Raw genomic sequence first — 16,608 nt, 5'->3', positions numbered from 1 at the left:
GTGATCGTGTCGCCCGCTCGTCGAAAGGTCAACGGGTGAACGGACTTTCAGTGAGATTTCGATGGCTGCCCTGGTGAAGCGAGGGTGGATGGCCCTCGTTGCGGTGATCGTCGTCGCGGCAGCGGGCTTCGCCATCTACCGGCTACACGGAATCTTCGGCTCCCAGAGCGACGCCGCCGGCAAAGGCGGCATCTCCAACGAGATCGTTCCGTTCAACCCCAAACAGGTAGTGCTGGAAGTCTTCGGCGCTCCCGGCGCCGTCGCGACCATCAACTATCTGGACGTCAACGCCCAACCCCAGCAAGTGCTCAACGCCCCGCTGCCCTGGTCGTTCACCATCACCACCACCGAGCCCGCCGTCGTCGGCAATGTGGTGGCGCAGGGCGACGGTGACACCCTGGGCTGCCGCATCACCGTCAACGGAGAGGTCAAGGACGAACGCACCGTGAACAAAGTCCGTGCCTACACCTTCTGCCTGGACAAGTCCGGATGAGCGAGCAGCAACCGTCGCGGATACCGCGCGCCATCCGCCGGCTCTCGGTGCCGATCCTGCTGTTCTGGGTGGCGCTGGCGGCCGTAACGAACGCCCTGGTGCCCCAACTGGAGGAAGTCGGCAAGACTCATAACGTCGCACTGATCGCGCCCGAGGCGCCGTCGCTGCAGGCGACCAAGCGCATCGGCCAGGTGTTCAAGGAGTTCGACACCGACAGCACGGCAATGGTTGTGCTGGAAGGCGATCAGCCGCTCGGCGCCGATGCCCACCGCTACTACGACGACTTGGTCCGCAAACTCGAGCAGGACCGCAAGCACGTCGAGCACGTGCAGGACTTCTGGGGCGACACCCTGACCGCCGCGGGATCGCAGAGCACCGACGGCAAGGCCGCCTACGTGCAATTGAACCTCGCAGGCAATCAGGGGTCCGCACTTGCCAACGAGTCCGTGGGTGCGGTGCGCGAGGTCATCGACCACACCAAGCCGCCGCCCGGGGTGAAGGTCTACGTCACCGGCGCGGCGCCGCTGATCTCCGATCAGTTCGACGTGGGCAGCAAGGGAACCGCGAAGGTCACCTCGATAACCGTCGGGGTGATCGCGCTGATGCTGCTATTCGTTTACCGGTCGTTTTTCACCATGTTGCTGGTATTGGTGACGGTCCTCATCGAGATGGCCGCCGCGCGCGGCATCGTCGCTGTGCTCGGTCACGGCGGGATCATCGGGCTCTCGACCTACTCGACGAATCTGCTCACGCTGCTCGTCATCGCCGCCGGAACCGACTACGCGATATTCCTCGTCGGCCGTTATCAAGAGGCACGCGGCGCCGGAGAAGAGCGAGATGCCGCGTACTACACCATGTTTCGCGGAACCGCCCACATTGTCTTGGGGTCGGGCTTGACCGTCGCCGGCGCCGTATTCTGTTTGAGCTTCACCCGGTTGCCGTATTTCCAAAGCCTGGGTGTGCCGGCCGCGCTGGGCATTCTCATTGCGCTGGTCGCCGCACTCACCCTGGCGCCGGCCATATTGACCTTGGGTGCCCGCGTCGGCGTGTTCGAACCCAAACGCAAGATGAGAACCCGCGGCTGGCGCCGGATCGGCACCGGCATCGTGCGCTGGCCCGGACCGGTTCTCGCGGTGGCATGCGCGCTGGCCTTCGTGGGTCTGCTGGCCCTGCCCGGCTACAAGACGAGCTATGACACGCGCCCATACATGCCTGCCAGCGCCCCGGCCAACGTCGGATACGCCGCGGCCGAACGGCACTTTTCCCGGTCTCGGCTGGAACCCGAATTGCTGATGATCGAGACGGATCACGACATGCGCAACCCGGCCGACATGATCATCCTCGATCGGGTGGCCAAGGCGGTCTTTCACATTCCGGGTATCGCCCAGGTGCAGTCGATCACCAGGCCATTGGGTACTCCGCTCACCCACAGCTCGCTCGCATTTCAGATCAGCGCGCAAAGCGCCAACCAGATCGAAAACCTTGGCTACCAACGGGATCGCGCGAACGACTTGCTCCGACAGGCAGGCGAGCTGTCGAATTCCATCAACATTCTCAAGCAGCAGTATGTCTTACAGCAGGAGCTGGCCGCCACTACCCATTCCGAGGCCGCGAGTTTCCACGACACCATCGCCACCATCAACGAGCTGAGGGACAAGATCGCCAATTTCGACGACTTCTTCCGGCCGATTCGTAGCTATTTCTATTGGGAGAAGCACTGTTTCGATATCCCGGTGTGCTTTGCGATCAGGTCGGTCCTCGACGCGCTCGACGGCGTCGATCAGCTCAGCCAGAAATTCGAAGACCTTACCGCCACCTTGGACCGGCTCGACGCGCTGCAACCCAAGCTGGTGGCCCTGATACCGCCCCAGATCGAAAGCCAGCAAACCAATCACGACTTGACCCTGGCGAACTACGCCACACTCTCGGGTATCTACGCTCAAACCGCCGCCGCTATCGAAAACGCGACGGCGCTGGGACGCGCGTTCGACGTGGCAAAGAACGACGACAGCTTCTACCTACCGCCGGAGGTCTTCAACAACCCCGACTTCAAACGCGGCCTGAAACTGTTCCTCTCACCCGACGGCAAGGCCGCCCGGATGATCATCACCCACGAAGGCGATCCCGCTACGCCAGAAGGCATTTCGCACATCGAGCCGATCCGCAAGGCCGCGCACGAAGCGGTGAAGGGGACGCCCATGGCCGGCGCGCAGATCTATCTCGGCGGTACCGCGGCCACCTACAAGGACATTCAGGAAGGTGCCAAGTACGACCTGATGATTGCCGGAATCGCGGCCCTGGCGCTGATCTTGCTGATCATGATGATGATCACGCGGAGTTTGGTTGCCGCCCTGGTCATCGTCGGTACCGTTGCGTTGTCGCTGGGCGCCTCCTTCGGGTTGTCGCTGCTGGTGTGGCAGTACCTGCTGGGCATTCAGCTGTACTGGGTGGTGCTGGCGCTGGCCGTGATCCTGCTATTGGCCGTCGGGTCGGATTACAACCTGTTGTTGATCTCCCGGTTCAAAGAGGAAATCGGCGCCGGCCTCAATACCGGCATCATCCGTGCCATGGCGGGATCCGGTTCTGTGGTGACGTCTGCGGGCCTGGTCTTCGCGGTGACGATGTGTGCCTTCGTGTTCAGTGGTTTTCAGGTGCTCGGTCAGATCGGCACGACGATCGGTCTTGGTCTGTTGTTCGACACGCTGATCGTGCGTTCGTTCATGACGCCGTCCATAGCCGCACTGCTCGGGCGCTGGTTCTGGTGGCCGCAACGCGTGCGGCCCCGTCCGGCCAGCACCATGCTGCGTCCGTACGGGCCGCGTCCGGCGGTGCGTCAGCTGCTGCTGTGGGAAGACGACGACCCGGTGGCCGGGCCGGCGACCTCAGTACCGCGCTAGCGCAGCATGGTCGCGACGATGCCGGCCAGATAGCCCAGCCGGGCCACCTCCGACGGCCGGAATTCCGGGCCGGGACGCCCCAGCACCACCGCGGTGTGCGGATCGCCCAACGGCGCGGCGACCATAGTGGTGTTCATGTCGCGCCAGGCCTGCGGCACCCACTCGGCGCCCCCGTCCAGCGACACGGCCCGCTCGATGGGCAGCCAGGGCGCAGAATCGGCCCGGGTCTCCGGCGCGCCCGGGCTGCCGGCCAGCCGCAGCAGCTCTCCGTCGGAGCTGCGCAACACCGTGCACCAGCTCACCCGCAGGATTCTGGGCGCATGGTCGGCCAGCACCTGCAGCTTGGACGCATTGTCGTGGGCCGCGGCGACGTGGTCGAGCAGTTCCAGTTCACGGTGTGCCTCCAGCAGACCGGTATGCGGTCGCACGCTGTCTACCTGCACACCGGGTAGCGCCTCGGCTGCGGTAATCAAGGTGTCGGGCATCGCTCCGTGGGGCAGCTCGACCACCAGGTCGTCAATCGCGTATCCACCGCTGCGCTCGACCACGTCCAGCGACAGGATGTCGGCGCCCACCGATCCGAGCGCGACCGCCAGCGCCCCCAGGCGCCCTGGTCGGTCCTCGAGCTCGATGCGCAACAGATACGAAGGCACGGGCTTCACTGTTACACAGCAAGGCAGGTGTGGCATTTCGGCCGGGTCCGGGTGGACCGGGCCACTTCGTCACATTGGTACCAATTGTCACAGATCGCCAGCCCATGATGCGCTGCGGAACCTGATATCACCAATCAAGCGGCCGCGGCTTGACATAGGAGCAATGCGCTATCTCGTTCGCGGGTTGGTCATGCCGAGACTTCGCGATGCTGCAGTAACGGGTGTGACTGGCGGGGCCCGGCCTGGTCTCACGGCGCGAAGTCGCCGGGCTAGGCTTTTCGCTCGTGTCCCAGATCTCCCGCGACGAGGTCGCGCACCTGGCCCGGCTTGCCCGGCTGGCGCTGACCGATACCGAGCTGGACAGCTTCGCCGGCCAGCTCGACGCCATCTTGACCCACGTCAGCCAGATTCAGGCCGTCGACGTCACCGGGGTCGAAGCCACCGACAACCCGCTTAAGGACGTAAACGTCACGCGCCCGGACGAGACTGCGCCGTGCCTGACCCAGCAGCAGGCGCTGGCCGCCGCGCCCGAAGCCGTCGACGGCCGCTTCGCCGTCCCGCAGATCCTCGGGGAGAGCCAGTGACCGATATCATCCGAGAAGATGCCGCCACGCTGGCCGCCAAGATCGCCGCCAAAGAAATCTCGTCGGTCGAACTCACCCAGGCCTGCCTGGACCAAATCGAAGCAACCGACGACCGGTATCACGCCTTCCTGCATGTGGCGGGGGAGCAAGCATTGTCGGCCGCTGCCGCCGTCGACAAGGCGGTGGCCGCCCGCGAGCAGCTGCCGTCGCCGCTGGCCGGGGTGCCGCTGGCGCTCAAGGACGTCTTCACCACCATCGACATGCCCACCACCTGCGGTTCCAAAATCCTGGAGGGTTGGCAGTCACCCTATGACGCCACCCTGACCACTCGACTGCGCGCGGCCGGGATCCCGATCCTGGGCAAGACCAACATGGACGAGTTCGCGATGGGCTCGTCGACCGAAAACTCCGCCTACGGCCCGACCCGCAACCCATGGAATGTCGATCGGGTGCCCGGCGGTTCCGGCGGTGGCAGCGCGGCGGCACTAGCCGCCTTCCAGGCGCCGCTGGCCATCGGGTCCGACACGGGCGGATCCATCCGTCAGCCGGCGGCGCTCACGGCGACCGTCGGCGTCAAACCCACCTATGGCACCGTCTCCCGCTACGGGCTGGTGGCCTGCGCGTCGTCGCTGGACCAGGGCGGTCCCTGTGCGCGCACCGTCCTGGACACAGCCCTGCTGCATCAGGTGATCGCGGGCCATGACCCGCGCGACTCGACTTCCATAGACGCGCCGGTGCCCGATGTGGTCGCTGCCGCGAAGGCAGGCGGTGACCTCACCGGCGTTCGCGTCGGCGTGGTCCGTCAGCTGCACAGCGGCGAGGGCTACCAGCCGGGCGTGCTCGCCTCGTTCGAGGCCGCGGTCGAGCAGCTCAAGGCCCTCGGTGCCCAGGTGAGCGAAGTGGATTGTCCGCACTTCGATTACGCGCTGGCCGCCTACTACCTGATCCTGCCGTCGGAGGTGTCGAGCAACCTGGCGCGCTTCGACGCCATGCGCTACGGGTTGCGGGTCGGCGACGACGGCACCCACAGCGCCGAAGAGGTGATGGCGATGACGCGGGCCGCGGGTTTCGGTCCAGAAGTCAAGCGGCGCATCATGATTGGCGCCTACGCACTGTCGGCCGGCTACTACGACGCCTACTACAACCAGGCTCAGAAGGTGCGCACGCTGATCGCCCGCGACCTCGACGAGGCTTACCAATCCGTGGACGTACTGGTATCACCCGCCACGCCGACCACCGCGTTCGGGCTGGGCGAAAAGGTCGACGATCCGCTGGCGATGTACCTGTTCGACCTGTGCACGCTGCCGCTGAACCTGGCCGGCCACTGCGGCATGTCGGTGCCGTCGGGGCTGTCGCCGGACGACGGGCTGCCAGTCGGCCTGCAGATCATGGCTCCCGCACTGGCCGACGACCGCCTGTACCGGGTGGGCGCGGCTTATGAGGCCGCCCGCGGACCGCTGCCGACCGCGGTCTAACCGCGAGTGCCCCCGATTCCGCGCAAGCAGGGCAAGATAAGGGAATGCGGATCGGAGTTCTCACCGGAGGCGGCGATTGCCCCGGCCTCAACGCTGTTATCCGGGCGGTGGTACGCACCTGCGATGCCCGGTACGGCTCGTCGGTGGTCGGATTTCAGGACGGGTGGCGCGGTTTGCTGGAGAACCGGCGCATGCAGCTGCGCAACGACGATCGCAACGACCGGCTGCTGGCCAAGGGCGGAACGATGCTGGGCACCGCCCGCACCCACCCGGACAAGCTGCGGGCCGGGCTGGATCAGATCAAACAGACGCTCGACGACAACGGCATCGACGTACTGATCCCGATCGGCGGCGAGGGCACGCTGACGGCTGCGCACTGGCTGTCCGAAGAAAACGTTCCCGTGGTCGGCGTGCCGAAGACGATCGACAACGATATCGATTGCACCGACGTGACTTTCGGACACGACACGGCACTGACGGTGGCCACCGAGGCCATCGACCGGTTGCACAGCACCGCCGAATCCCATCAGCGGGTGATGCTGGTGGAGGTGATGGGCAGACACGCCGGCTGGATCGCGCTGAACTCCGGGCTGGCTTCGGGCGCGCACATGACGCTCATCCCCGAGCAGCCCTTCGACATCGAAGAGGTGTGCCGGCTGGTCAAACAGCGCTTCCAGCGCGGCGATTCGCATTTCATCTGTGTGGTCGCCGAGGGCGCCAAGCCGATCCCTGGCACGATTGCGTTGCGCGAGGGCGGCATCGACGAGTTCGGCCACGAGCGGTTCACCGGGGTTGCAGCGCAGCTCGGATACGAGGTGGAAAAGCGCATCAATAAGGAGGTGCGGGTGACGGTGCTGGGGCACGTCCAGCGCGGCGGCACTCCGACCGCCTATGACCGGGTGCTGGCCACCAGGTTCGGCGTCAATGCCGCCGACGCCGCGCACGCCGGTGAATACGGTCAGATGGTGTCGCTGCGCGGTCAGGACATCGGCCGGGTAGCGCTGGCCGACGCGGTGCGCCAGCTCAAGCTGGTGCCGCCGAGCCGCTATGACGACGCCGCCGCGTTCTTCGGCTAGGCCTCCGACGCCAGCAGTTCCGATGTGTGCCGCGGTTGCGCCGGTGGCGGGACCGGACGTGGTCTACTGCGAACCTGTTGCGGCCACCAGAACCAGCGACCCAACAGCGCCGCGATCGATGGGGTCATGAACGAGCGCACCACCAGCGTGTCGAACAGCAGGCCCATTCCGATGGTGCTGCCGACCTGAGCCAGGATGATCAGCGCGCTGGCTCCCATGGTGATCATGGTGAACGCGAAGACCAGTCCGGCCGAGGTTACGACGGCGCCCGTGCCCGCCATCGACCGGATGATGCCGGTCTTGATGCCCGCGTGAATTTCCTCTTTGAACCGCGCTACCAGCAGCAGGTTGTAGTCGGATCCCACGGCTAGCAGGATGATCACGGACATGGCCAGGATCATCCAATGCAGATCGATGCCCAAGATGTACTGCCAGATGAGCACTGACAGACCGAACGAGGTCCCGAGTGAAAGCAGGACCGTCCCGACGATGACCGCCGCGGCAACTACCGCACGTGTCAGGATCAGCATGACGACGAAGATCAGGATCAGCGCGCCCACCCCGGCGATCAGCAGGTCGTAGGTGGAGCCCTCTTTCATGTCTTTGGCGGTGGCCGCCGTTCCAGCGATATAGATCCGGGCATTTTCCAGGGGCGTGCCCTTGATGGCCTCGAAAGCGGCGTTGCGGATCGCGTTGACGTGGCCGATGCCCTCGGTGCTGGCGGGGTCTCCGAGGTGAGAAATGATGAACCGCACCGCTTTTCCGTCCGGTGAGATGAACATGTCCATGCCCCGTTTGAAGTCGGGATTGTCGAACACCTCCGGGGGCAGATAGAACGAGTCGTCGTTCTTGGATCTATCGAAGGCCTGGCCCATCGCGTTGCCTTTGCCGCTCATCGCGGCGGCCTGGTCTTGCAGTCCGGCCATCGTGCTGTGCATCGACAACGTCATGGTGTGCATCGACTTCATCATCGAGATCATCGGAGTCATCAGTTTCAGCATCTCGGGCATGACCGCGTCGAGTTTGTCCATCTTGGGGACCAGGTCGCCGATTGCGTCGCTGAGCGTGTCGACGCCGTCCAGGGTGTCGAACACCGAACGCAGTGCCGCACATACCGGGATGTCGAAACAGTGCTTCTCCCAATAGAAATAGCTGCGGACGGGCCGGAAGAAATCGTCGAAATCCGAGATGTGGTCTCGTAGTTCGTTGACCTGGGTAACCATGGTCTTGGTCAGCGTGACGATGTCGTGGGTGACGCCGGTGAGCTCCCTCATGATCCCGATCATCGTTTCCATCGTGGCGATCATGGTCTCCATCTGGTCGGCCATCACCAGCATGTCGTCCATTTGGGCCTGCATGTAGTCCCGCGTCAACTCCTGTCCGACGCCTTGCATGCCCATCTGATAGGGGATGGAAGTGTGGTCGATCGGGGTCCCCAGTGGCCGGGTGATGCTCTGCACCCGCGCGATGCCGGGAGTGTGAAAGACATTGCGCGCTATGTGTTCAATGATCAGCATGTTCGCGGAGTTGCGCAGGTCCTGATCGGTTTGCACCATCAGAATTTCCGGATTCATCCGCGCCTGGGAAAAATGCCGGTCGGCGGCCTGGAAACCCTGCATCGCGATTATGTTGTCGGGCATGTACTTTCGGTCGTTGAAGCTGGTTCGGTAGCCCGGCAACGCGATGAGCCCGACTAATGCCAGGGCGCAAGCCGCAGCCAGGATAGGCCCGGGCCAGCGGACCACCGCCGTCCCCACCCGTCGCCAACCACGCGTTCGCGCAGCACGTTTGGGCTCGAACAGTTTGAACCGGCTGCCGACCACCAGCATCGCCGGCGCCATCGTCAGCGATGCCAGCACCGCCACCATGATGCCGATCGCCAGCGGAACGCCGAGCGTCTGAAAATAGGGCAGCCGGGTGAAGTGCAGGCAGTACGTCGCACCGGCGATGGTGAGACCGGAACCGAGAATGACGTGCGCGGTACCGCGATACATGGTGTAGAAGGCGGTTTCGCGGTCTTCGCCGGCGTTGCGTGCCTCGTGGTAGCGGCCCAGAACGAAGATCGCGTAGTCGGTGCCCGCCGCGATGCCCAACATGGTCAACAGGTTCACCGAGAACGTCGACAACCCGATCAGGTCGTAGTGCCCTAGCGCGGCCACCACGCCGCGGGCGGCCGAGATTTCCACCATCACCATCACCAACACCAGCCCGACCGTGACGACCGAGCGGTAGACGATGAACAAGCTGACCAAGATGACCAGCATCGTGATCGCGGTGACCAACTTCAGGCTTTTGTCCCCGACCTGGTGTTGATCGGCGATCAGCGCGGCGCCACCGGTGACATACACGTGCAGGCCCGGCGGCAGCGGAGTGCTGGCGACGATCCGGCGGACCGCGGCGATGGAATCGTTGGCCCGCGCTTCACCTTGGTTGCCGGCAAGATTCAGCTGGACGTAGGTGGCTTTGCCGTCGGGGCTTTGCGCGCCGGCAGCTGTCAGCGGGTCACCCCAGAAATCCTGAATGTGCTCGATATCGGATTTGTCAGCCCGCAGCTTTTTGATCAACTCGGCGTAGTAGCGATGGGCCTCATCGCCAAGGGGCTGGTCGCTTTCGAGCACGATCATCGCCGACGAGTCGGAGTCAGACTCCTTGAAGACATGCCCGATGTGCTTCATGGCCTGCATCGAGGGAGCATCTGCAGGGCTCAACGACACCGAGTGCTCCTGGCCTACATCTTCCAGCGCGGGGACCGCGACGTTGAGCAGCACGGTTAGCGCAATCCAGCCCAGCAGCAGTGGAAGTGCGAATGTGCGAATGAACCGGGGAATTCTCATGCCGATTTCACCTGGCAGAAGGTGAAGGCGTCGACGCCTTGCGCGGACTTCTCGTCTTTGACCTTGCCGTCGACTGTGATGCGACAGCCGATCGTGTGGCCGTCGCCCTGGGCCAGCAGGATTGGACTGGTCGCCGGCGCCGTCGTAGTGAGTGTCAGCGTCCAGGGCAGCGGGGCTTGTTTGACGCTCTGCGGATTCGCCGACAGGTCAAGGTAATTGATGGTCGCCAAAGCGCCCGGTGGCCCGAACACCTCGTAGGTCACCCGCTTGGGGTTGAACGGTGGCGGGTCCTTGGCAATACCGGACCCTTCCCGGGTGATCTCGTTGTCCGAGCCGAAAATCCCGTGCATCCGGTGGATCACGAAACCCCCTAGCGTCAACGCCACCAAAACCAGCAGCGGTAGCCAGTACCGCCTCACCCTCGTCATCATGAGAGCCCTGCCTCGTAGTGTTTTTCAGCGGGAAGGATGTCCGAATCACGTTGCAGGAGGACGGGGTTTTCGCTTGGCAGTCAGATGTGCTGTTACCATGTCGGCGATTTCACGGGCCCACTGCTGCCATGTCAGGCCGTCGGGCAACCACGGTGACATCGCGGCGCGGTGCGTCCCGGCCGCAACCACGGTGCGAAAGGCGACGTTGAGCGCCGTCGTGGGATCGGGGTGGCGGATTTGCGGCCGGTGAATCGTCGCGGCATCGACGAAGCGCTGCTGCAAGTCAGTGACAGTGCGCATGCCCTGCTCGGGAGGGTCGGCCCTACGCCCGCTGGCCAGCAGGACGGGAATGAGCCGGCCGCTTCGGTTCAGGGTTTCGGCCAACGCCGTGGTGAAGGCGTCGATGACACCACCCAACGATGGCTCGGCCTGTTCGAATGCCGCGGCGACGGCCACTTCCAGTCGCTCTGCCAGCGCTAGCTTTACGGCGTCGATCAACTGCTCTTTACTTGCGAATCGTCGGTAGACGCCGCCGACGGACACTCCGGCGTGATTGGCGACGCGCGCGATCGTGAGCTTTTCCAGCCCCTCGCTGACCAAAACCTCTTCGGCTGAGGCGAGTAGCCGCTGTAGTGCGGCGCGGCTGCGGGCCTGCTGGGGTGGTCGCGGCGCTGAATCGAACCCGGATTGAGCCGATCGGTCAGCGGTTGGCGGCGCGGGCAGGGGTGCATTTCGCACTGCTGGGTCCTTCCCGCCTGGCGTAAGGCACGGGAAAATCGTTCTGGCACTGGCTGTTTGCCGTCTCGTCCAGAACCATGCCGGTAAACAAGAATGCGAATTTCTATTCGCATATTACGTCGGCGACACTGCCGGCTCAATACCCGATTTGGTTACCGCTGCCGAACCTGCGGGTTTCCTATGAGGAAACGTCACGAAGTTTCCGGCGAGACAAACCGGGTAACGCGATGACACATGAACAACCGCGATCCATATCGCGTGGCAGCTCCGCAATCCTTACCGCCCTCTCCCGCGGCACCGGGCCCGCCGACGCCGCGGCCACGCTGGCGAGATAGGCGTGTTCGCCAGCAAGTCGACGTCGCGACCGTGCCGCGGCGGGTCCAGCAGCTCAGCAATCCCGCCTACCAACGGCAGGCCGTGGCGACGGGCGGGCCGGCCACCGCTCCGGTCCGGCGGGTGGCGACGCCCGCGTCCACCGGACCGGAGCAAATCGCGTCCGGTGGAACGCCCGATTTCGACGCGAGCCCGACCGGGGGGGCCGGCAAGTTCGACTGGCGGCGGCTGTTGGCGCGCATCAGGGAAATCCGTTCCCGGCCGAGCCGCGACGAGCTGTACCTGCACTGGCTGCAGGACCGGGCCTCCAGACCGGTAGGCAACGCATATCCGCTTGCAGTTCTCAACCTGAAAGGCGGCGTGGGCAAGACCACCGTCGTCGAAGCGCTCGGGTCCACCCTTGCCGAGGTCCGCAACGACGGCGTCATCGCCATCGACCTCGATACCGGCGATCTCGCCGAACGGCACGGGCGCCGCCACCAGATCAACATGGGCGGCACCCTCGCCGACGGCTCGGTTCCCCAGTATCTAGACGAGCGCGCGCACGCATACCGCAACGGTTCGGGGCTGGACGTGTTGGGACTGCCCAAGTACTCGCCCAGTGAATGGCGGCGCGAGCACGACGACTTCATCACCGGGCTGTCCAAACTGGGAAAGAGCTACTCGGTCCTGCTGATTGACTGCCTGAAGTCGGTGAACTCGGGTGTGATGCGGGCCGTCCTGGTCGAGTCCCGTGCCCTCGTCATCGTCAGCAGTGCATCGGTCGACGCGCTGCGAAAGACCCGGACCACGCTGAACATGTTGCGCGACAACGGATATCAGCGATTGCTGGAATCGACGGTGCTGGTGGTCAACCGCACCGACCGGGCCAGGCTGAAAGCCGCGGCCAGCACCGAACTTGCCCAGCTGTCCGGTCGGGTTGGGGCCGTGCTCATGTTGCCCTTCGATCGCCATGTGCGCGAGGGCGCCGAGATCGTTCTGCAGCGGCTGAGCCGCAAGAGCAGGCGCCGCTATCTGGAGCTTGCTGCGGTGCTGATCGATCTGGCCACCAGCAGCGCCTTGGATCGAGATGCCGTCGCGGAGATCGGAGCGTATCCGCGTTCCGGTTGAACCCCGGATGGCTCGAAATTGTCGAATAGCTGAATTCCGCGTGGCGCACAGAGTCGTGTCCTGGGGGTTTGCGGAATTCAAGTGGTTGGCTGGGTTTTCGGCGCCGCCGAATCGGCTATACCGGTGGGTATGAGTGACCGCGGTCGCTTGAGCAGAGACATTCAGCAGTTCGCTCCATCGGGGGAGCGGCCCAACTGGCGCGGTAGATCGGACTGGACGTCCACCACGGTGCCCGAGATTCATCGCGCACCGGTCTACCGCCAGCCTCCCGAGCCGCAATCGCCCTTCGCGCCGACGCCGTCGGCGCTGCGGGCGCGGATGCCGGTGGTCTGGCCGGAGCGGGTCCCGGGTGGCACCGCACTGGACGGTTTGACCCAGGAGGAGGCCGACGACGTCCCCCGGTCGGGCTGGCGTGAGCTGGTATCCCGCGTCACCGGCAGGGACGTCGGCTCGGTCAAGGGCCGCGAGCTTGAGCTGCGCGGCCGCATCCGCGCCCCGCTCGGAAGTGCGTTTCCCATAGCCGTGCTCAACCTCAAAGGCGGAGTCGGCAAGACCACGGTGGTCGAGGCACTTGCCTCCACTTTCGCCGAGGCGCGTGACGATCGGGTTATCGCCGTCGACCTCGACGGCGGGGATCTATCCGAACGCCACGGTCGGCGCAGCCGGCTGAGCATGTTCGACCTGCTCAACGACTATTCGGTCACCCGGTATCCAGACGTGCGGGCGCATACGTACATGAACAGCTCGGGGCTGGAAGTCCTCGGTCCGCCCGACTATGCGCACACGAATTGGCGAGCGGAGCGGCCCGACGTCGTCAAGACGTTCTCGATACTGCGCAAGCACTACTCGGTGGTGGTGGTGGACTGTGTCAAGGCGCTCAAGTCCAGTTTGATGGAAGCGGTACTGCCGGAATCGCAAGCTCTGGTGGTGGTGACGGGCACCTCGATCGACGCGATCAGAAAGACCAGGATCACGCTGGAGTGGTTGCGTAACAACGGATATCAGAAGTTGGTCGCGTCAACGGTACTGGCGATCAACCACACCGCGCCGGGCGGTCTCGACATCTTGTCCTGCAAAGAACTCGAGGAAGTGTCGGCTCAGGTGGCCGCTACCGTGGTGCTGCCGTTCGATCGGCACGTTCAGCTGGGCAAAGAGATCGGCCTGGACCGGCTGAGCCGGAAGAGCCGGCGCTGCTATCTGGAGCTGGCCGCTGCGCTGGCTGACCTGTTTCCCGGCAATCACCTCGAGCGTCACCTGCGCGTAGTCGACGGGCACTCCCCATCGCGGTAACGCCGACCCGCTTCGCGCGGCGCCCGTCCAGTCCGTCGGCCTCGCGATCACCATTAGGATCGAGCCCATGAGTCTTGCTGCGGGCGCTGACCTGCTGGATTACGACGAAGTCATGGCGCGCTTTGATCCGGTACTCGGCCTTGAGGTGCACGTCGAATTATCCACCGTGACGAAAATGTTCTGCGGCTGCGCAACCGCGTTCGGCGCCGAACCCAATACCCAGGTATGTCCGGTGTGTCTGGGTCTGCCCGGTTCATTGCCCGTGCTCAACGAGGTCGCGGTGGAATCGGCGATCCGCATCGGCCTCGCGCTGAACTGTGAAATCGTGCCGTGGTGCCGCTTTGCGCGAAAGAACTACTTCTACCCCGACATGCCGAAGAACTACCAGATATCGCAGTACGACGAGCCCATCGCCATCAACGGCTACCTCGAAGCTCCCCTGGAAGACGGCACCACCTGGCGGGTGGAGATCGAACGGGCGCACATGGAGGAAGACACCGGCAAGCTCACCCACATCGGCAGTGAGACAGGCCGGATCCACGGCGCGACGACGTCGCTGATCGACTACAACCGCGCCGGCGTGCCGCTGATCGAAATCGTCACCAAGCCCATCGTGGGAGCCGGAGAACGCGCACCGCAGGTCGCCCGGGCCTACGTGACGGCATTGCGAGACCTGTTGCGTGTCTTGGACGTATCCGACGTCCGGATGGACCAGGGGTCGATGCGCTGTGACGCCAACGTGTCGCTGATGCCAACCGGCACAACAGAATTCGGCACCCGCACCGAGACCAAGAACGTCAACTCGCTGAAAAGCGTCGAAGTGGCCGTCCGCTACGAAATGCAGCGCCAGGCCGCGGTTTTGGAGTCCGGCGGCCAGATCATCCAGGAAACCAGACACTTTCACGAGGCCGGCTACACCAGCCCCGGCCGGGCCAAGGAAACCGCCCAGGACTACCGGTATTTCCCGGAACCCGACCTAGAGCCCGTCGCGCCCAGCCGCGAGCTGGTCGACCGGCTGCGTGCCACCATCCCGGAGCTACCGTGGTTGAGCCGCAAGAGGATTCAACAAGATTGGGGTATCTCCGATGAGGTGATGCGCGATCTGGTCAACGCTGGGGCGGTCGAATTGGTGACGGCCACCATCGGGCACGGCGCACCCAGCAAGGACGCCCGCTCCTGGTGGGGAAACTTCCTGGTGCAGAAGGCAAATGAGGCCGGCGTCCAACTCGACGAGCTGTCCATCACCCCTGCGCAGGTCGCCGCGGTGATCGCGCTGGTCGAGGAGGGCAAGTTGTCCAACAAGCTGGCGCGCGAGGTCGTCGAGGGTGTGCTGGCCGGCGAAGGTGAGCCCGAGCAGGTGATGACCGCTCGCGGCCTGGCGCTGGTCCGCGACGACTCGCTGACCCAAGCCGCCGTCGATGAAGCCTTGGCCGCCAATCCCGATGTGGCAGAAAAGATCCGCGGCGGCAAGGTGGCTGCTGCGGGCGCCATCGTGGGGGCGGTGATGAAGGCGACGCGCGGGCAGGCCGACGCGGCGCGCGTGCGCGAACTCGTCCTGGCGGCGTGCGGGCAGAGCTAGTGCTGGATCGGCTGACGGGGATCTTGAACGCCCCGGTGCTCGTCGCGACAACTCAGGCCGACGGTGAGCTCTCGGGCTGCCTGGTCGGTTTCGCCACCCAGGCCAGCATCCACCCGGCGAGGTTTCTGGTCGGGTTGTCTCAGGCCAACCACACCTTCAAGGTTGCGAGCCAATCGCAGCATTTGGCGGTGCACGTCTTGTCGCGCCGGAACCTGAGCTTGGCCGGGCTCTTCGGCGGCCAAACCGGTGATGAGATCAACAAGTTCGATCACTGCAGGTGGCACAGCGGACCAGAAGGCATGCCGATTCTCGACGAAGCGCCGGCCTGGCTGGTGGGCAAGACGGTGCAGCGAATCGATCTCGGGGACCACCTGGGATACCTGCTGGAGCCCGTTGAGGCGTGGTTTGCCGACGACCTAGACGACCTGATTCACCTCTGCGACGTCATCGAGATCGAACCGGGCCACGAGCCGTAACTCCGTTCTGCACACAACGACGCCGTTCGGACTCATCATGGTGATGTGATCGATGAATCGTTCGACGACTTGATGGACATGCTGGACACTCCGGTGTACGTGGTGACCACTCAGGCCGACGGTCAACCGTCGGCTTGTGTGGTTACCTTCGCCACCCGGACGAGCGTGCAGCCACCCAGTTTCATGGTCAGCCTGCCCATAAGCAGCCACACCGTGCAGGTCGCGAGCCGGTCCGACTATCTGGTGGTGCACGCACTACCACGGGACAAGCAGGTGCTCGCCCAACTCTTCAGCGGCCAATCCGATGACCAGACCAGCCAATTCGCTCAATGTGCCTGGCGCGCTGGTCCGATGGGAATGCCGATTCTCGACGACGCGGCTGCGTGGTTACTCGGTAAAGCGGTGAGCCGAAGCGAGGTCGGGGATCATGTGGCCTACCTGTTGGAGCCCGTAGCGGTGTGGGCTCCCGAGTCGGAGGAAGAACTGCTTTACCTCTCAGATATGGACGAGGAATTTGAGCCGGGCCAGGAGGCGCCGCAGCGGCTCTACAACAAGGAGCGCGCGCAGGCGGCGCGCGGATACGGCATGAGGTTCACGCTCGACGTGCCGTAGGTGTTCGGCCAACCACGATGCCGCGAG

Annotated in this window: 14 protein-coding genes; 10 read left to right on the top strand and 4 right to left on the bottom strand. The window is 64.5% G+C overall.

Translation table 11 applies throughout. The annotated features are described in order from the left end of the window. Positions 1–61: 61 nt before the first annotated feature. Together AWC27_RS02475 and AWC27_RS02470 are read left to right on the top strand one after the other, a co-directional pair. Positions 62–493 carry an MmpS family transport accessory protein gene (locus tag AWC27_RS02475; protein WP_211281537.1) on the top strand — a complete coding sequence of 144 codons (432 nt, stop codon included), beginning with the start codon at positions 62–64 and terminating at the stop codon, positions 491–493. Next, on the top strand, positions 490–3,390 hold the full coding sequence (locus tag AWC27_RS02470) for an MMPL/RND family transporter (protein ID WP_085669029.1): 2,901 nt from the start codon (positions 490–492) through the stop codon (positions 3,388–3,390). The genes AWC27_RS02475 and AWC27_RS02470 overlap by 4 nt, the downstream gene beginning before the upstream one ends. Here the strand turns inward: AWC27_RS02470 and AWC27_RS02465 are convergent. Beyond that, positions 3,387–4,043: an ACT domain-containing protein gene (locus tag AWC27_RS02465; RefSeq protein WP_139836719.1), complete on the bottom strand. Its 657-nt coding sequence runs from the start codon at positions 4,041–4,043 to the stop codon at positions 3,387–3,389. The genes AWC27_RS02470 and AWC27_RS02465 overlap by 4 nt on opposite strands. 284 nt (positions 4,044–4,327) lie before the next feature. On the opposite strand from AWC27_RS02465, the gene gatC reads away from it, so the two are divergent. The 3 genes from gatC to AWC27_RS02450 are packed head-to-tail and all read left to right on the top strand — an operon-like array spanning position 4,328 to position 7,178. Then, a complete protein-coding gene (gene gatC / locus AWC27_RS02460) occupies positions 4,328–4,627 on the top strand; it encodes an Asp-tRNA(Asn)/Glu-tRNA(Gln) amidotransferase subunit GatC (RefSeq protein WP_083112064.1) in 300 nt (99 codons plus the stop codon). Beyond that, positions 4,624–6,102 carry an Asp-tRNA(Asn)/Glu-tRNA(Gln) amidotransferase subunit GatA gene (gene gatA / locus AWC27_RS02455; RefSeq protein ID WP_085669027.1) on the top strand — a complete coding sequence of 493 codons (1,479 nt, stop codon included), beginning with the start codon at positions 4,624–4,626 and terminating at the stop codon, positions 6,100–6,102. The genes gatC and gatA overlap by 4 nt, the downstream gene beginning before the upstream one ends. Before the next feature lie 44 nt (positions 6,103–6,146). After that, on the top strand, positions 6,147–7,178 hold the full coding sequence (locus AWC27_RS02450) for an ATP-dependent 6-phosphofructokinase (RefSeq protein WP_083112066.1): 1,032 nt from the start codon (positions 6,147–6,149) through the stop codon (positions 7,176–7,178). Here AWC27_RS02450 and AWC27_RS02445 read toward each other — a convergent pair. Genes AWC27_RS02445 through AWC27_RS02435 form a run of 3 tightly spaced genes read right to left on the bottom strand, consistent with a single transcriptional unit; the run spans position 7,175 to position 11,181 of the window. Beyond that, positions 7,175–10,012 carry an MMPL/RND family transporter gene (locus AWC27_RS02445; RefSeq protein ID WP_085669026.1) on the bottom strand — a complete coding sequence of 946 codons (2,838 nt, stop codon included), beginning with the start codon at positions 10,010–10,012 and terminating at the stop codon, positions 7,175–7,177. The genes AWC27_RS02450 and AWC27_RS02445 overlap by 4 nt on opposite strands. After that, on the bottom strand, positions 10,009–10,443 hold the full coding sequence (locus tag AWC27_RS02440; protein WP_085669025.1) for an MmpS family transport accessory protein: 435 nt from the start codon (positions 10,441–10,443) through the stop codon (positions 10,009–10,011). Before AWC27_RS02440 ends, AWC27_RS02445 begins: the two co-directional genes overlap by 4 nt. Before the next feature lie 45 nt (positions 10,444–10,488). Beyond that, a complete protein-coding gene (locus AWC27_RS02435) occupies positions 10,489–11,181 on the bottom strand; it encodes a TetR/AcrR family transcriptional regulator (protein WP_169726694.1) in 693 nt (230 codons plus the stop codon). Positions 11,182–11,547: 366 nt separating this feature from the next. On the opposite strand from AWC27_RS02435, the gene AWC27_RS02430 reads away from it, so the two are divergent. The 5 genes from AWC27_RS02430 (at position 11,548) to AWC27_RS02410 (ending at position 16,581) form a co-directional block, all read left to right on the top strand. After that, the gene (locus tag AWC27_RS02430) at positions 11,548–12,624 is read left to right on the top strand and encodes a MinD/ParA family ATP-binding protein (protein WP_245846793.1); all 1,077 of its coding nucleotides are present in this window, start codon (positions 11,548–11,550) and stop codon (positions 12,622–12,624) included. Positions 12,625–12,753: 129 nt separating this feature from the next. Further along, positions 12,754–13,914, top strand: coding sequence for a MinD/ParA family ATP-binding protein (locus AWC27_RS02425; protein WP_085669092.1), 1,161 nt, complete (start codon positions 12,754–12,756; stop codon positions 13,912–13,914). A 67-nt stretch (positions 13,915–13,981) separates the two neighbouring features. Further along, a complete protein-coding gene (gatB, locus tag AWC27_RS02420) occupies positions 13,982–15,493 on the top strand; it encodes an Asp-tRNA(Asn)/Glu-tRNA(Gln) amidotransferase subunit GatB (RefSeq protein ID WP_085669022.1) in 1,512 nt (503 codons plus the stop codon). Beyond that, positions 15,478–15,969 (top strand): flavin reductase family protein, encoded by a 492-nt coding sequence (locus tag AWC27_RS02415; RefSeq protein WP_085669021.1) that lies wholly within the window; start codon positions 15,478–15,480, stop codon positions 15,967–15,969. The genes gatB and AWC27_RS02415 overlap by 16 nt, the downstream gene beginning before the upstream one ends. 72 nt (positions 15,970–16,041) lie before the next feature. Next, positions 16,042–16,581: a flavin reductase family protein gene (locus AWC27_RS02410; RefSeq protein WP_085669091.1), complete on the top strand. Its 540-nt coding sequence runs from the start codon at positions 16,042–16,044 to the stop codon at positions 16,579–16,581. The last annotated feature ends 27 nt before the right edge of the window (positions 16,582–16,608 follow it).

It is taken from the genome of Mycobacterium szulgai (assembly GCF_002116635.1).
GTDB lineage: Bacteria > Actinomycetota > Actinomycetes > Mycobacteriales > Mycobacteriaceae > Mycobacterium > Mycobacterium szulgai.
The sequence above is the reverse complement of the archived record's forward strand: the minus strand, read 5'-3'. Positions and strand labels throughout refer to the sequence as shown.